Origin of the sequence: Nocardioides sp. URHA0032, from assembly GCF_000620645.1 — a bacterium.
Lineage (GTDB): Bacteria > Actinomycetota > Actinomycetes > Propionibacteriales > Nocardioidaceae > Nocardioides.
Window position 1 is genome coordinate 14,487 of sequence record NZ_KK211161.1, and the last position, 15,378, is coordinate 29,864.

Sequence of the window (15,378 nt, forward strand, 5' to 3'; positions counted from 1 at the left end):
CCGGGAACCCATGGGCATGGCGACGACACACTCGGACCCGGACGCACGGAAGGTCGAGTCCCCGACCGACCTCACCGCACCCTCGTGGCGCTACGTGCTGCGCAGGACCTACCGCGAGTTCAGCTCCGACCAGTGCACCGACCTCGGTGCTGCGCTGACCTACTACGCCGTCCTGGCGATCTTCCCCGCCGCCATCGCGCTGACCTCCCTGCTCGGACTGGTCGGGCAGGGCACCAGCAGCGTCCAGACCGTCCTCGGGATCGTCGAGGACCTCGGCGGCGGCTCGGTCGTCGGGAGCGTCCGCGGCCCGCTGCTCGAGGTGAGCCGCTCGCAGTCGGCAGGCCTGGCGTTCGTGCTCGGGCTGGGCGGCGCCCTCTGGTCGGCCAGTGGGTACGTCGGGGCGTTCGGCCGCGCGATGAACAAGGTCTACGAGGTCGACGAGGGCCGACCCGTGTGGAAGCTGCGCCCGGCCATGCTGCTGCTGACCCTCGTGCTGGTCGTCCTCGCCGCGGCCGTCCTGCTGGCTCTCGTCGTGACCGGCCCCGTCACGACCGCGGTCGGCAAGGCGATCGGCGCCGGGTCCGCGATCCGGCTGGTCTGGGACATCGCGAAGTGGCCGGTGATCTTCCTCGTGATGGTCGTGATCATCGCGCTGCTGTACTACGCGACCCCGAACGTGCGGCAGCCGCGGTTCCGCTGGGTGAGTGTCGGCGCCGTCGCCGCGATCGTCAGCTGGGCGGTGCTGTCGGCGGCCTTCGGGTTCTACGTCGGGAACTTCTCCTCCTACGACCGCACCTACGGCGCGCTCGGCGGCGTGATCGCGTTCCTGCTGTGGCTGTGGCTCACCAACCTCGCGCTCCTGTTCGGCGCCGAGCTGGACGCCGAGCTCGAGCGCGGCCGTGAGCTCCAGTCCGGGATCCCTGCCGAGCGGGAGCTCCAGCTGCCGCCCCGCGACACCCGCAACATCGACAAGTCCCGCGCGAAGGAGGAGGAGGACGAGCGCAGGGGTCGCCGGATCCGGCTCGCCTCCCGCGTCCGTCCCGGGCACCGGAAGGACTGACATGGCACTCACCTCGCTCTGGCACGACCGCCATCCCCGGGAGGAGCCCGAGCCCCCGGCGGTCGCCGGCGACTGGGACGTCGTCGTCGTCGGCGCCGGCCTCACGGGGCTGACCACGGCGGCGCTGGCCGCTCGCGCGGGCCGGTCCGTGCTCGTCCTCGAGGGCCGGCACGTCGGGGCGGGCACGACCGGCGGGAGCACCGCCAAGGTGAGCCTCGTCCAGGGCACGCGCTACTCCCGGATCTCGAGGCGGCACCCGACGAGCGTGCTGCGGGAGTACGCCGACGCGAACGCCGAGGGCCTCGCCTGGATCGTGCGCTTCTGCGAGGACCACGGCGTCGGCTACCAGCGGCGCCCGGCGTACACCTACGCGACCACGCCCGCGGGCGCGAAGTCCGTGCGGGCCGAGCTGGACGCGCTGCACAAGGCCGGCCTCGAGCAGGCCGAGTGGGTCGACGAGGTGCCGTTGCCGTACCCCACCACCGGCGCGGTCCGGATGGACGACCAGGCGCAACTCGACCCGATGGAGCTGCTCGAGGCGCTGGCCGCGCACGCGCGCGAGCACGGCGCGGTGATCGCCGAAGGGGTCCGCGTGCGCGGGGTGCAGGGCCACGGCCCGAGCCGGGTCGTCACCGATGCGGGCGACGCCGGCGCCGCCACCGTGGTCGTCGCGACGAACATGCCGATCCTCGACCGCGGTGCGTTCTTCGCGCGGGCCGAGCCGACGCGCTCCTACGGCCTGGCCTTCCGCGCGTCCGGCCGGCTCGTGGACGGCATGTACCTCTCGGCCGACGGCCCGACCCGGTCATTGCGCGACGCGCCCGAGGACCTGCTGCTCGTCGGCGGGGAGGGCCACAAGGTCGGCGCCGACACCTCCGAGCGCGGCCACCTGGACCGGCTCCGGGCCTGGACCGCGGAGCACTTCCCGGGCACCGAGGAGACGCACGCGTGGTCGGCGCAGGACTACGTGCCGCACCACGCCCTGCCGTACGCCGGCCCGCTGCTGCCCGGCCTCGGCGGCATCCTGGTCGCCGGCGGCTACTCGAAGTGGGGGCTGACCAACGGCGTCGCGGCCGCCCTCGCGCTGAGCGGCCGGATGCTCGAGGGACACCAGCCGTGGGCAGCGGCCTACCGGCCGTGGAGCAGCCGCGAGCTGACCGGCATCCCCGACGCCCTGCGCATCAACGCCAACGTCGCCGTGGAGATGACCTCCGGATGGGTCCACCGGCTGGCGACCCGGGACGACCCGCCGGTGTGCACCCATCTCGGCGGCGTGCTGCGGTGGAACGACGCCGAGGAGAGCTGGGACTGTCCGCTCCACGGGTCGCGGTTCCGCCCCGACGGGGCGGTGCTGGAGGGTCCGGCCACCTGCCCGCTGCGGAACAAAACGGGCTGAGCGGCGGCTGAGCCGACATGGACCTCGACCAGGCGCTCGGCGCCGCGCGCGCCACCCACCAGTCCGTGCTGACCACGCTGCGCAGGGACGGCCGCCCGCAGCTCTCCAACGTCCTGCACGGCGTCGGCGACGACGGGGTCGTCCGGGTCTCGACCACCGCCGACCGGGCGAAGTACGCCAACCTCCGGCGCACGCCGTGGGCAGCCCTCCTCGTCAACGGCGAGAGCTTCTGGTCCTACGCCGTCCTCGAGGGCGACGTGGAGCTCTCCGAGGTCGCCGCCGACCCCCACGACGCCACCGTCGACGAGCTGGTCGAGCTGTACCGCTCGCTGTCGGGCGAGCACGACGACTGGGAGGACTACCGGGCCGCGATGGTGCGCGAGCGCCGGGTCGTGGTGCGACTGCGGCCCACGCGCGCCTACGGCGCGCTGCGCTGACGCGTAACCCTCGCTCGGAGCGGCTCGTTCTCCGGGTATGCGTACCGCAGCCGCCGTCACCGCCGCGATCCTGACCGTCGCCGTCTCGCTCGTCGCCCCCCGAGCCGATGCCGGCGCCTCGGCGCAGACCCGGTGGGCGGCCGCCGACCAGGCCGCCATCCATCCCGGCACGATGATGTACACGAAGGGTGCCCAGTGCACCGCGAACTTCGTCTACACCGACGGCGCCGGGCACGTGTACGTCGGGTACGCCGCGCACTGTGCCGGTGAGGGCGCCGCCACGGACACCGACGGCTGCTCGACGAAGTCACTGCCGCTGGGCACCAGGGTCAGCTTCCGCGAGGGCGGCAACCTCGCCGACGAGGGCACCAGGGTGGGCTCCGGCACGCTCGCCTACTCCTCGTGGCTCACCATGCAGAAGCTCGGCACCAAGGCGGCGAACACCTGCGCCTACAACGACCTGGCCCTGGTGAGGGTCGCCGCCGCGGACGCGGGGAAGGTGAACCCGTCGGTGCCGTTCTGGGGCGGCCCGGCCGGCATCGACACCGACGGCACGGCGGCCGGTGACCAGCTCTACACCTACGGCAACTCGAGCCTGCGCGGCGGCGCGGCACCCCTCTCGCCGCACACCGGTATCAGCCTCGGGGACCAGGCCGCGGACGGTGGCTGGTCCCACCCGCTGTACACCGTCTCGCCCGGCATCCCCGGCGACTCGGGCTCCGGCTTCCTCAGCGCCGACGGCTCCGCGGTCGGGGTGCTCTCCACGATCGGGCTGGCCCCGCTGCCGGCGTCGAACAACATCGGCGACCTGGCCAAGGAGCTGGCGTTCGCGAAGGCCCACTCGGGCCTCTCCGGGCTGCGGTTGGTGAACGGCACGGAGCCCTTCACCGGACTCTCCTGAGCGCCGGTTCGCTCCTTTTCTCAAGCCTTCCTCAAGGTATCTCCACCCTGGGTACAAGGTTCGTTCACAGACCGTCTCGAGGCGGACCCCGCGTGCCACGGTTCTCTCACCACCGGAATTCGAACCTCAGGGAGATCCACCCATGCGAGCTCGACTCGTCACCGCCGCCGCCGTCGCCACCGCGACGCTGCTGCCGGCGCTCCTCGTGCTCGGCGCCCCGTCCGCGAACGCGGCCGGCGGCAACAAGGGCTCGCTGAAGGTCTCCGAGGTCGGCGGCGCCGCCGACGAGAGCAACGACCCGCACGTGGGCTGCACGTTCGACCTGCAGTGGTACGGCTTCCAGCGCTCCTCCGCGACGGTCACCTTCGCGAGCCAGGCTCCGACGAAGTCCGCCGTGATCACCAAGGTCGCCGGCCCCGACACCGTCGAGCTGGGCGCGGCCGCGTCGGGCAGCACGATGAACACCACGCGCACCTACACGCTGAGCTTCACCGGCGCGGACCCGCAGGCCAACCAGGGCTACCACGTCAAGGTGACCACCCGGGCCGCCGGCGCGAACGGCGCCGAGACCAAGTACAAGGTCTTCTGGGTGAGCTGCGACCGGGCCGACGCGACGGACCCGGGCACCACGGACCCGGGCACCACGGACCCGGGCACCACGGACCCGGGCACCACCGACCCGGACACCACGGACCCCGGCACCACCGACCCGGGCACCGGCCCGACGGAGCCGTTCACCTGGGACTGGGAGTACCAGGACCCCACCTGCACGGGCGTGGGCGTCGACTACCCGGAGGACATCCCGGCCGGCCAGGCCAACGACGTCAACATCCGCGTCGAGACCCCGGCGGGCAGCCGGACCCTCAACTTCCACAACAACGAGGGCACCTGGGACGGCCACCACGTCTTCAACCTCGCCGACCACCCGCAGTGGGACGCGAGCACCGCGTCGTACGACATCACCTGGGTCCAGGTCGGCGGCACCAACTACCACTGGCAGGGCGACGTGGGCTGCGTGCTCGAGGACGGCGTCCTGAAGGCCCGCACCGACGTCGACGGCTTCCGCACCGGCACGCTCACCGTCGACCAGGGCTCCGGCATCGCCAGCGACAGCGTGGTGGTCGGCCAGCCCGGCGACGAGGACCTGGAGCTCCAGGTCTGGTCCGCCGGCTCGGCCCGCGGGACGCTGGCCCGCTCGGTCGGCACCTGGACCACCGTCAAGGCGATCTCCGTCGCCGGCAACGGCACCGCCCGGGTGACCTTCCCGAAGCTCACGAAGAAGGGCACCTACAAGTTCCGTCTCGCCGTCGCCGGCTCGGCGACCGCGACCGGCGACACGACCGGCACGCTCACGGTGCGGGTCCGCTGACGAAGCTCACCTGAACGGCTGCGGCCGGCGCGACCGGGGGGACGCGCCGGCCGCAGCACACCTGGGGGTCAGCCGCTGATCGTGAACCGCCGGACCAGGTCGTGCGCGATCTGCGCGTCGGTCCACGCGAACCGCACCCACTTCTTCTTCGAGAACATCCGGGTCTGGTCGGCCGAGTACGGCGAGCGCGGGTTCTCGGACTGGCCGTAGGTGAGGATCGTGCGGGCGTCGACGCGGCCACCGGGCAGGAACGAGATCGCCTGGATGTGCGACGAGCCGTAGGTGATCGGCCGGTAGTGGTCCCTGTTGTCGCGGACCCACCGCGCTGCCAGGGCGTTCGCGTTGCCGGCGGCGTCGCCGGTGCCGCCGCCGAGTGGGATCGGCGGCGCCCCGCGGTCGCCGGCGACCTGGAGCGAGCCCCACGTCGCGTCGAACGGGATGCCGCGGTCGCGCAGCGACGCGATCGCGTCGGACATCGCCTGGACCACCTGCGGGTTCGCGACGTTCAGGTCGCGCGGGGTGTTCAGCGGGTCGCCCGGGTCGAACTGGGTCAGCCACACCGGGTCGACCGCACCGAGCGTGGGGGTGGGCAGCCGGCTGATGAACTCCTCGAAGATGTGGGTGCCCACCGAGTCGGTGTTCGAGTGGCCGTCCCAGTCGTGCAGCACCTGGCAGGCCTCGGTCTCCCCCGTCGCCTGGCACACCTGGTCCAGCGCGCCTCCCGCGCGCATCACCTCGGCGGCCATCACGCGGTTCTCGTGCTCGTGCCCGCGCAGGCTGCGGGGCGACTCCTGGTGGCCCGCCGCCAGCCGGTCGATGACGTAGTGCGACACCATCCGGGTGCGCATGGTGCGGACGCAGCGCTCGCACCCGATGATCCCGGCGTACCCCTCCAGCGGCTGCTCCGGGTTCGGCAGCCAGTAGGAGTCGTTGGCGTTCATCACCCAGTCGCGGCGGATCTCCATGGGCAGGTTCGCCGGACCGAAGATGCCGGGCCGCTCCGCATCCTCGTCGGTGCGCCACGCGCAGGTCGAGTCGGCGAACGTGCCGTCGAGGCCGGGCAGCCCGGCCACCTGCTGGAGCACGATCCCGGTGGGTGTCAGGCACTGCTGCACCAGGTCGTCGGGCACGTTGGGGACGACGGAGTGGTCGGCGTACAGGACGTCGCCGTGCCGGTCGGCCGCGGTGGTGTTCACCCACGGCATCCCGGCGCCGGCGTCCTGGCGGCGCAGCAGGTCGCGCACGTCGGTCGCCTTCCCCATGTCGAGGAACGTGTCGATGGTGCGCAGCTGCTCACCGTTCGCGTCGCGGATCGCCCACACGCTCGCGGGCCCCCACGGCATCAGGGTCGCGGGCGAGTCCACGACGTACCCCTCGGGCGTGCGGTACAGGTCCTCGGTCGCCGTCTTCCCGTGCGGCAGCCGGACCTTCACGGTGTCGTGCACCAGCTCCTGCGGACCGGCGTCGGTCAGGTACGTGGTGCCGGGTCCGGGCGTCCTGTACTCGTAGGGCGTGAAGCGGTACGCCGTGGACACGGTGTGGCTCCAGGCGACGTCCTTGTTCCAGCCGATGTTGACCACCGGCGAGCCGATGAGGGACGCGCCGGCCACGTCGTACTTCCCCGGGATCGTCAGGTGCTGCTGGGTGAAGTGGTAGCGGCCGCGCCAGGGGAAGTGCGGGTTGCCGAGCAGCATGCCCTTGCCGGTGGTCGAGGCGGCGCCGCCGACGGCGGTGGCGTTGGAGCCGAACGGCGACTCGGGGTCGCGGCCCAGCGCCTTGAGCAGCGCCTCCCGGTCGACCTGCGACGCCTTGACGGGCAGCTCGGGCAGACCGGGGTCGTCGGCGCTGGGCGGCGCCGCGTCGACGATCTCCTTCACGAACACCCCTGCGGAGGCGAGCAGGTTGGCGAGGTAGACGCCGTACCAGAGGTCGAGCGTCGTCACGTCCGGCTTCAGGTACGGCGCCCCGGCGCACGCCGGGTCGGTGACCTCGTTCGTCCGCAGCCACTCGTTGGCGCCGGCGACGTAGCCGCGCACCATCGCGCGCGCCTGCCCGCCCGGACCGCGCAGCGGGTCCTTCAGGAGCTTCTCGACCACGTGCCGCTGGTGCAGGTCGGCGACGAAGGCGTCGACCTGGAGGTTCGAGGCGTCCAGGGTGACCTGGTCGTTGTAGCGCTTGTCCGGGCCGAACCACCGCGACCGCTCGCCGCGCGCGGTGATGAGGGTGTCGGCCAGCGTGCACACGGCGTCCTCGGTGGCGGCGTACCCGCTGCCGAACCCGAGCGAGCCGAAGTCGTCGGCGGTGATGTGCGGGATGCCGTGCGCGGTGATCGCGATCGACGCGTGGTACCGGTCGTGGTGGGGGGCGCGGGCATCGGCGCCGCCGGGCAGCGCGACCGCGGTCAGCGGGACGAGAGCGGTCACCGCGGCGGCGGCGGTCAGGCGTCTGAGCATGCCCGCTCAACGGGCGTGGTTACTCGCGAGTTACGAGCTCAGAGGTAGAGACCGGTGGCGGAGTCGCCGATCCGCTCGGCGGCGACGGCGTGGATGTCGCGCTCGCGCATCACGACGTACAGCTCTCCGGCGACCTCGACCTCGGCCTTGTCCTCGGGCTCGAAGAGCACCTTGTCGCCGGCCTCGACCGCGCGGGCGTGCGGGCCGACGGCGACCACCGTGGACCAGACGAGCCGCCGGGCGCCCATCGCGGCCGTCGCCGGGATCACGATGCCGCCCGACGACCGGCGCTCGCCGGACTCCTTGTCGACCTCGACCAGGATGCGGTCGTGGAGCATCTTGATGGGGGTCTTGTCACCCACGGTCAGCCGACGACCTTGCGGACCACGACGAAGAAGCCGACCACGCCCACGACGATCCCGACGGTCTTGAGGATGTTGTCGGTGCGCGGCTGGCCGGTCTGCGCATCGACGTAGTGCGCCTTGATGCTGTTGACCTCGCGGGTCGCGATGGTCTTCGGGTGCACCCGGTAGATGAGTTGGTCGATCGTGGTCGCCAGGTTCTCCCGGGTCTCCTCGATCTCGCGCTCCAGAGCGGACAGCTGCTGGTCCTCGCCCACGGTTGCTCCTCGTTCTCGACGTCGGATGGAGGCTATCAACGCCCGCGTACCCCCGTCAGCGTCGGGGCAGTGCCGTGGGGTCGAAGCCGAAGGGCAGCTCGAGCCGGTGCTCCTTCATCAGCACGTCGTCGGTGAGCACGTCGTACGTCGACCCGTCGGCCACGACGCTGCCGCCGCTGAGCACGACCGCGCGAGGGCACAGCTCGAGGGCATACGGCAGGTCGTGGGTCACCATCAGCACGGTCACGTCCAGCGAGCGCAGGATGTCGGCGAGCTCCCGGCGGGAGGCGGGGTCGAGGTTCGAGGACGGCTCGTCGAGCACCAGGATCTCCGGCTCCATCGCCAGCACGGTTGCGACCGCGACCCGCCTGCGCTGGCCGAAGGAGAGGTGGTGCGGAGGGCGGTCGACGTACTCCGCCATGCCGACCTGGTCGAGCGCCCCCATCACCCGGCGGTCCAGCTCCTCGCCCCGGAGCCCGAGGTTGGCGGGGCCGAAGGCGACGTCGGCGCGGACGGTGCCCATGAACAGCTGGTCGTCGGGGTCCTGGAACACCACGCCCACCCGGCGCCGGATCTCGCTGAGGTTCGCCTTCTCGACCGGCAGCCCGCTGACCGCGACGGTGCCCGCGCCGTGCCCCCCGGACCCGGCCGAGAGGATCCCGTTGAGGTGGAGGACGAGCGTGGTCTTGCCGGCACCGTTCGGCCCGAGCAGCGCCACCCGCTCCCCGCGGTGGACGTGCAGGTCCACGCCGAACAGCGCCTGGTGGCCGTCGGGATAGGCGTAGGCGAGTCCCTGGACGTCGAGGACGGGGGTGCTCATCGGGGCATCTTCCCGGTGTAGCCGCGCGACAGCATCGCCAAGTGCACGCGCTCGCCGCGCTCGTAGGAGCGGATGAACAGCGCGCCGGCGGAGCGCGCGAGGACCGGCCAGTGCCGGGGGTTGCGGGCGCTGAAGCCGCGCGACTCGCGGGCGATCCGCATCCGCTGCATCTCGCCGGTGACGACGTCGAGGTACCGGACCATGAACGACATGATCTGCACGAGCTGGGCCGGCAGCCGGAGCCGCTCCAGCCCGGCGAGCACGTCCTGCGGCTCGGTGGTCGCGGCGAGGGTGAGGCTGGCGAGGACGCCCAGGGTCCCCTTGACCAGCAGCGCGACGCCGGCCGTCAGGCCGTGCTGGCTGACCGTGACGCCGAGGACTTCGGTCTGCGGTCCGGTGGCCACGAACGGCAGCAGCACGGCGAAGAACAGGAACGGCACCTCGACGACCGACCGCTTGAGGATGTAGCCGGGTGGCACCCTGCTGACCGCGATGACCGCCGCGATCGCGACGACGTACGCCCCGAAGAGCGGGTACCAGCCCCGGGGCGTCGCGACGACCACGATCATGAACGCCAGCAGGGCCAGGATCTTCAGGTGCGCCGGCGCCCGGTGCACGGCCGAGTGGCCGTGGAAGTGCAGCTTGTGGCCGTGTCCCGCGCCCATCTCAGGACTGGTCGTCCTGGGACCGGCGCCGGCGCACGGCGTACGTGATCCCGCCGGCCAGGGCCAGCACGAGGACGACGCCGAGGATCCCGGTCACGCTGCCGTACCCGCCGAAGACGGCGCCGTGCGTCTGGCCGGTGTGCGCGAACCCGTGGTCCTGGGAGACCTTCGTCAGGCCGTCGGGGTCGTGGTCCGCGAACCGGCTCGCCACGCCGGCCAGGACGAGCGCGACGGTGAGGACGCCGAGGACGAGCCAGCGGGTCCTCACGCGACCGCCTTCGGCCTGATCTCCAGCTCCCTGCTGGCGAGCACCCGGCGGGCGCCGTGCACGAGGTCCGGGCGGACGGCGATGATCGCGCCCACGGCCAGGAACGTGATGACGCCCTCGCCGACGCCGATCAGCGTGTGCACGCCGACCATCGCGGTCGCGAGATGGTCCAGCGGGATGTCCGCCGTACCGCCGACCGCGTACATGACGACGAACATCGTCGCGGCCACCGGCACCGAGACGAAGGCGCCCACGCCGGCCGCGACCGGGACGACCCCCAGGCGCTTGGGCAGGACCGCCTGCAGCAGCCGGAAGACCAGCCAGCCGACGACGACGGTGGTGACGCCCATCAGCATGATGTTGGTCCCGAGCGCGGTGATGCCCCCGTCGGCGAACAGCAGGCACTGGACGACGAACACGACGCTGGTGCAGAGCACCGCCGTCCACGGCCCGACCAGGACCGCCGCGAGCGCGCCGCCGAGGAGGTGCCCGCTGGTGCCGGACGCGACCGGGAAGTTGAGCATCTGGACCGCGAAGATGAACGCCGCGACCAGGCCCGCCATCGGCGCCGTCCGGTCGTCGAGCTCCCGGCGGGCCCGGACCAGCGAGACGCCGACGCACGCGACCGCCGCCGCTCCCGTCGCGACCGAGGTCGGCGCATCGAGGAACCCGTCGGGGACGTGCATCGTGCCTCCTGGCGAGCGGCTAGGTTGGGCTCGGCCGATCCATTCGTGCCGATCCTATGCTATTGCACATCGTTTGCGACAAGGAGTACTGCTCGTGAGCAACGACCGCCTCTCCCCCGGTGACACCGCCCCCGAGTTCACCCTGCTCGACGACACCGGGAAGGACGTCGCGCTCAGCGACTTCCTGGGACGCAAGGTGATCGTCTACTTCTACCCCGCCGCGATGACCCCGGGCTGCACCAAGCAGGCGTGCGACTTCACCGACACGCTCGACTCGTTCAAGGCGGAGGGCTACGAGGTGCTCGGCATCTCCCCGGACCGGCCCGAGAAGCTCGCCAAGTTCCGCTCGCGCGACGCGCTCACGATCACGCTGCTCTCCGACCCGGACAAGACGGTGCTGCGGGAGTACGGCGCGTACGGCGAGAAGAAGCTCTACGGCAAGGTCGTCGAGGGCGTGATCCGCTCGACCGTCGTCGTCGACGAGGACGGCAAGGTCTTCCTCGCGCAGTACAACGTCAAGGCCACCGGCCACGTCGCCAAGCTGCGCAAGGACCTGAAGCTCAACAACGCCGACGAGGAGCCGCGCTGACGCTCCGGGTCGTCCGCCTCTGGCGCGGATATACGCCACCCTCAGGCGGACGACCCGTCTGGGACACTGCTCCCGCGCGCCCGTAGCCCAATTGGCAGAGGCACCAGGTTTAGGTCCTGGCCAGTGAGAGTTCGAGTCTCTCCGGGCGCACCCTCAGGCGTCGCCGAGGATCCGGGCGACGATCGGCGCCATCCGGCGCAGCGCCCAGCCGCGGTGCGAGACCGCGTCCTTGTCCTCGACGGACAGCTCGGCGGTCGTCCGACCCGGCCGGTCCTCGGCGACGAAGAGCACGTCGTAGCCGAACCCCCCGCTCCCCCGGCACTCCCGGATGACGTGGCCGGGCATCACGCCGCTGGTCAGCTCCTCGCCGCCGGGATGGCAGAACGCGACGGCGCACTGGAAGTGGGCACCGCGCCGCTCGTCCGGTACGTCGGCGAGCTGGTCGAGCAGCAGCTGGTTGTTGCGAGCATCTGACTTGGGCGGCCCCGACCAGCGGGCGGAGAGCACGCCGGGCATCCCGTTCAGCGCGTCGACGCAGATGCCGCTGTCGTCGGCGAGCGACGGCAGCCCGGTCGCGGCCAGGCCGGCGTGGGCCTTGACGAGCGCGTTGCCCTCGAACGTCGCCCGGTCCTCGACGGGCTCGTCGTACGGCTCGACGTCGTCGAGGCCCAGCACCTCGATCTTGGGGAGGTGCTCGCGGAGGATCCGCTGCATCTCCTCGATCTTCTTGGCGTTGCGCGAGGCGAGGAAGACCTTCACCGCTGCCCCCTCATGAACCCAGCGCCTCCTGCTGGAGGCGGGTCAGGTCGGCGCAGCCCTTCTCGGCCAGCGCGAGCAGCGCGTCGAGCTCGGCGCGGTCGAACGCCGCACCCTCGGCGGTGCCCTGCACCTCGACGAACCTGCCGTCGCCGGTCATCACGACGTTCATGTCGGTCTCGGCGCGGACGTCCTCGACGTACGGCAGGTCGAGACGGGGTACGCCGTCGATGATCCCGACGCTGACGGCGGCGACCGACCCGGTGAGCGGCTCGCCGGTCAGCGCGCCGGTCGAGCGGAGGTGGGCGACAGCGTCCGCGAGGGCGACGTACGCCCCGGTGATCGCGGCCGTGCGGGTGCCGCCGTCGGCCTGGAGCACGTCGCAGTCGAGCTGGATGGTGTTCTCCCCCAGCGCCTTGTAGTCGATGACCGCCCGCAGCGACCGGCCGATCAGGCGGCTGATCTCGTGGGTGCGGCCGCCGATCCGCCCCTTCACCGACTCCCGGTCGGAGCGGGTGTTGGTCGAGGCCGGGAGCATGGCGTACTCCGCGGTGACCCAGCCCAGGCCGGAGCCCTTGCGCCAGCGCGGGACGCCCTCGGAGGCCGAGGCGGCGCACAGCACCCGGGTGCGGCCGAACTCGACGAGCACCGAGCCGGCCGCGTGGTCGAGCCAGCCGCGGGTGATCGTGATGGGCCGGAGCTCGTCGTCGGCGCGGCCGTCCTCGCGTGCAGTCATGGGTCGACCCTAGTGCGGCCCCGGGACACCGCCGGCGCCCGGGTGGAGGCCCCTACTTCACCTCGGCGCGGAGCACCCGCCAGATGCCGACCGCGAGCGGCAGGACCAGCCAGATGAAGCCGGAGACGACGAGGTGCGCCCAGTCGTCGCCACTCAACGACATGTCGTAGAGCGGGTTCTGCGCGGACTGGAAGTCGATCCAGGGCTGGATCGTCTCGAACCAGCCCATCAGCGCGGCCCCGATCGCGAACAGGCCCGGCAGCACCCACTTGTAGACGAAGAACACGACGATCGCCGCAGGTGTGTTGAGGAGGAGCGCGGCGAGCGCGAAGCCGCCGAGCATCGCGAACGTCTGCGTGATCAGGAACCCGAAGAACCCGGACCAGCCGAACGTCCAGTCCGCGTGGCCCTCGATCAGGTCGTAGAGCACGGTGCAGACCAGACCGATCGCGATCGAGACCACGACCGTGACGAGGGTCAGCACCACGCCGACCACCGCCTTCGCCGCGATCACCCGCGGCCGGCGCGGCTCGAGCGCGAACGTCACCATCGCGGTGCGCTGGCTCCACTCGCTGGTGAGCACCATGATCCCGAGCACGGGCAGGAGGAACGAGGTCATGAACGCCGCGGCGCCGATGAAGTCACCGAACGCGATCGCGTCGTTCTGCACCGTCGTCACTGCGAGGACGACGACCTCGGTCGCCAGCACCAGGAGCGCGATCACCGCGAGCAGCCAGAAGCCTGCCCGGGTGTCGTACGACTTCCGCAGCTCCACCCTGACCAGGCGGTGGAACGGCGTGCTCGGGGTGCTCGAGAGGTCCAGGACCGCGGTCATCACTTCACCTCGGCACGCAGCACCCGGGAGAACCCGATCACCAGCGGGACCACCAGCCAGATGAAGCCGGAGGTCGCGAAGTAGGCCCAGTCCTTGCCGGTCATGGTCGCGTCGACGAGCGGGCCCTGGGCGTAGTTGAAGTCGATCCAGGGACGGATCTTGTCGAACCAGTCCATCAGCTGCGCGCCGAGCTCGAAGAGCCCCGGCAGGACGAACGAGTAGACCATGTAGATGACGATCGCGGCCGGGGTGTTGAGCAGCAGCGCCGCGAACGCGAAGCCGGTCAGCATGCCGACCACCTGGAGCAGCAGGAAGCCTGCGGTGTGTGCGACGCTCGCGTTCCAGACGGTCGGGTCGTCGGAGAGCACGCTGTAGAGCGCGTTGCAGATCGTGGCGAGCAGCAGCGCGATCACGACCGCGATCACGGCCAGGACGAGGCCGACGACGAGCTTGGCGACGATGACCCTGGGGCGCCTCGGCTCGAGGGAGAACGACACCATCGCGGTGCGCTGGCTCCACTCGCTGGTGAGGAGCATGATCCCGATCACCGGCAGCAGGATCGCGATCGAGAAGTTCGTCGACGTCAGGAAGCTGTTGTAGGAGAGGAACACGTCGTCCTGGCTGACGCCGATCGCCATCTGGATGACCATCACGATCGCGCAGAGCAGCGCGGTCGAGACCAGCAGCCAGAAGCCGGCGCGGGTGTCGTAGGCCTTGCGGGCCTCGACCCGGACCAGGCGCAGGAACGGCGTCGGCGCGGTGCCGGAGATGTCCATCGTGGGAACGGTCACGGTGCTCATGCGGGGTCCCCTCGGAAGTGCGGGCTGGAGGAGCGGAGCGGGGGAAGCCCGCAGTTTCGTGGGGTGTTCATACGACGGTCTCCCGCTGGGTGTCGGCGGTGAGCTCGAGGAACAGGTCCTCGAGGCCGCCGTCGGCGCTGCGCAGGTCGGTGAGCACGACGGTCGCCTCGAGGGCGGTGCGGCCGACCTCGACCGCCTCGGCCTCGACCCGCAGTCCGTCCCCGGCGCTGGCCACGGTGATGCCCTTGGCGCTCAGCGCGGCGGCGAGCGCCGGGTTGTCGAGCGCGGTGACGAACGTGGTCGCGATGCCCTTCGCGGCGCCGGCGAGCAGCGTCTTCTTGTCGCCCTGGGCGACGATCCGGCCGTTGCCGATCAGGATCATCTCGTCGGCGATCTGCTCGACCTCGTGCAGGAGGTGGCTGCTGAGCAGCACGGTCCCGCCGCGCTCGGCGTACCCCCGGAGGAGGCCGCGCATCCAGCGGATGCCGGCGGGGTCGAGGCCGTTGGCGGGCTCGTCGAGGATCAGCACGGACGGGTCGCCCAGCAGGGCGTGCGCGATGCCGAGTCGCTGCTTCATGCCGAGGGAGTAGTTGCGGAGCCGGCGCTTCGCCTCCTGGGGCGTCAGCGAGACCAGCTCGATCATCTCGTCGATGCGCGAGTCCGGAAGCCCCATGGTGCGCGCGCCGATCTCGAGGATCTCGCGGCCGGTGCGGCCCGCGTGCTGCGCCGAGGCGTCCAGCAGGACGCCGACGTGGCGGCCGGGGTTCGGGATGTCCTGGTAGACGTGCCCGCCGATGGTGACGCGGCCGGCGGTCGCCGGCGTCAGCCCGACCATGACGCGCATCGTGGTGGTCTTGCCGGCCCCGTTCGGCCCGAGGAAGCCGGTCACCCGCCCCGGCTGGCAGACGAAGCTCACGTCGTCCACGGCGGTGAACGAACCGTACTTCCTGGTGAGTCCAACGACTTCGATCATGGATCCACCTTGCCC

At 71.6% G+C, this 15,378-nt stretch carries 18 protein-coding genes and 1 tRNA gene; 7 read left to right on the forward strand and 12 right to left on the reverse strand.

Annotated features, from left to right (window positions below):
• Positions 1-16: 16 nt before the first annotated feature.
• The 5 genes from N538_RS26680 (at position 17) to N538_RS28725 (ending at position 5,163) form a co-directional block, all read left to right on the forward strand.
• Positions 17-1,060: a YihY/virulence factor BrkB family protein gene (locus tag N538_RS26680; RefSeq protein ID WP_036571787.1), complete on the forward strand. Its 1,044-nt coding sequence runs from the start codon at positions 17-19 to the stop codon at positions 1,058-1,060.
• 1 nt (position 1,061) lies between these two features.
• Positions 1,062-2,456 carry an FAD-dependent oxidoreductase gene (locus N538_RS0121120; RefSeq protein WP_028638933.1) on the forward strand — a complete coding sequence of 465 codons (1,395 nt, stop codon included), beginning with the start codon at positions 1,062-1,064 and terminating at the stop codon, positions 2,454-2,456.
• A gap of 17 nt (positions 2,457-2,473) precedes the next feature.
• On the forward strand, positions 2,474-2,893 hold the full coding sequence (locus N538_RS0121125; RefSeq protein ID WP_028638934.1) for a PPOX class F420-dependent oxidoreductase: 420 nt from the start codon (positions 2,474-2,476) through the stop codon (positions 2,891-2,893).
• 37 nt (positions 2,894-2,930) lie between these two features.
• Entirely contained in the window at positions 2,931-3,794 is an 864-nt protein-coding gene (locus tag N538_RS0121130) for a hypothetical protein (RefSeq protein WP_028638935.1), read from the forward strand.
• Positions 3,795-3,936: 142 nt separating this feature from the next.
• Positions 3,937-5,163: a hypothetical protein gene (locus N538_RS28725; protein ID WP_028638936.1), complete on the forward strand. Its 1,227-nt coding sequence runs from the start codon at positions 3,937-3,939 to the stop codon at positions 5,161-5,163.
• Positions 5,164-5,231: 68 nt separating this feature from the next.
• Here the strand turns inward: N538_RS28725 and N538_RS26685 are convergent, their stop codons facing one another.
• From N538_RS26685 to N538_RS0121170, 7 genes are read right to left on the reverse strand one after another with little or no spacing between them, the layout of a single operon-like run.
• Positions 5,232-7,616 carry a penicillin acylase family protein gene (locus N538_RS26685; RefSeq protein ID WP_051549520.1) on the reverse strand — a complete coding sequence of 795 codons (2,385 nt, stop codon included), beginning with the start codon at positions 7,614-7,616 and terminating at the stop codon, positions 5,232-5,234.
• Between the two features lie 38 nt (positions 7,617-7,654).
• The gene (locus N538_RS0121145; RefSeq protein WP_028638937.1) at positions 7,655-7,978 is read right to left on the reverse strand and encodes a chaperonin; all 324 of its coding nucleotides are present in this window, start codon (positions 7,976-7,978) and stop codon (positions 7,655-7,657) included.
• Positions 7,979-7,980: 2 nt separating this feature from the next.
• The gene (locus tag N538_RS0121150; RefSeq protein ID WP_028638938.1) at positions 7,981-8,235 is read right to left on the reverse strand and encodes a DUF3618 domain-containing protein; all 255 of its coding nucleotides are present in this window, start codon (positions 8,233-8,235) and stop codon (positions 7,981-7,983) included.
• A gap of 55 nt (positions 8,236-8,290) precedes the next feature.
• A complete protein-coding gene (locus N538_RS0121155; protein ID WP_028638939.1) occupies positions 8,291-9,055 on the reverse strand; it encodes an energy-coupling factor ABC transporter ATP-binding protein in 765 nt (254 codons plus the stop codon).
• The gene (cbiQ, locus tag N538_RS26690) at positions 9,052-9,720 is read right to left on the reverse strand and encodes a cobalt ECF transporter T component CbiQ (protein ID WP_036571706.1); all 669 of its coding nucleotides are present in this window, start codon (positions 9,718-9,720) and stop codon (positions 9,052-9,054) included. Before cbiQ ends, N538_RS0121155 begins: the two co-directional genes overlap by 4 nt.
• A 1-nt stretch (position 9,721) precedes the next feature.
• Positions 9,722-9,988, reverse strand: a complete 267-nt coding sequence (locus tag N538_RS29145) for a PDGLE domain-containing protein (RefSeq protein WP_036571708.1) — start codon at positions 9,986-9,988, stop codon at positions 9,722-9,724.
• Positions 9,985-10,674 (reverse strand): energy-coupling factor ABC transporter permease, encoded by a 690-nt coding sequence (locus tag N538_RS0121170; RefSeq protein ID WP_028638940.1) that lies wholly within the window; start codon positions 10,672-10,674, stop codon positions 9,985-9,987. The genes N538_RS29145 and N538_RS0121170 overlap by 4 nt, the downstream gene beginning before the upstream one ends.
• Before the next feature lie 94 nt (positions 10,675-10,768).
• Here N538_RS0121170 and bcp point away from each other — a divergent pair, with 94 nt between their 5' ends.
• Both bcp and N538_RS0121180 read left to right on the forward strand, forming a co-directional pair.
• Positions 10,769-11,263: a thioredoxin-dependent thiol peroxidase gene (gene bcp, locus N538_RS0121175; RefSeq protein WP_036571709.1), complete on the forward strand. Its 495-nt coding sequence runs from the start codon at positions 10,769-10,771 to the stop codon at positions 11,261-11,263.
• Between the two features lie 76 nt (positions 11,264-11,339).
• Positions 11,340-11,413, forward strand: a tRNA-Leu gene (locus N538_RS0121180).
• Positions 11,414-11,416: 3 nt separating this feature from the next.
• Here N538_RS0121180 and rdgB read toward each other — a convergent pair.
• The 5 genes from rdgB to N538_RS0121205 all read right to left on the reverse strand — a co-directional run bounded on the left by rdgB (position 11,417) and on the right by N538_RS0121205 (position 15,363).
• Positions 11,417-12,022, reverse strand: coding sequence for an RdgB/HAM1 family non-canonical purine NTP pyrophosphatase (gene rdgB / locus N538_RS0121185; protein ID WP_028638942.1), 606 nt, complete (start codon positions 12,020-12,022; stop codon positions 11,417-11,419).
• A 10-nt stretch (positions 12,023-12,032) separates the two neighbouring features.
• Positions 12,033-12,755, reverse strand: coding sequence for a ribonuclease PH (gene rph, locus N538_RS0121190; protein WP_028638943.1), 723 nt, complete (start codon positions 12,753-12,755; stop codon positions 12,033-12,035).
• 52 nt (positions 12,756-12,807) lie between these two features.
• Positions 12,808-13,590 (reverse strand): ABC transporter permease, encoded by a 783-nt coding sequence (locus N538_RS0121195; protein WP_028638944.1) that lies wholly within the window; start codon positions 13,588-13,590, stop codon positions 12,808-12,810.
• The gene (locus N538_RS0121200) at positions 13,590-14,390 is read right to left on the reverse strand and encodes an ABC transporter permease subunit (RefSeq protein ID WP_028638945.1); all 801 of its coding nucleotides are present in this window, start codon (positions 14,388-14,390) and stop codon (positions 13,590-13,592) included. The genes N538_RS0121195 and N538_RS0121200 overlap by 1 nt, the downstream gene beginning before the upstream one ends.
• A gap of 67 nt (positions 14,391-14,457) precedes the next feature.
• Positions 14,458-15,363, reverse strand: a complete 906-nt coding sequence (locus N538_RS0121205) for an ABC transporter ATP-binding protein (protein ID WP_028638946.1) — start codon at positions 15,361-15,363, stop codon at positions 14,458-14,460.
• Between the last annotated feature and the right edge of the window lie 15 nt (positions 15,364-15,378).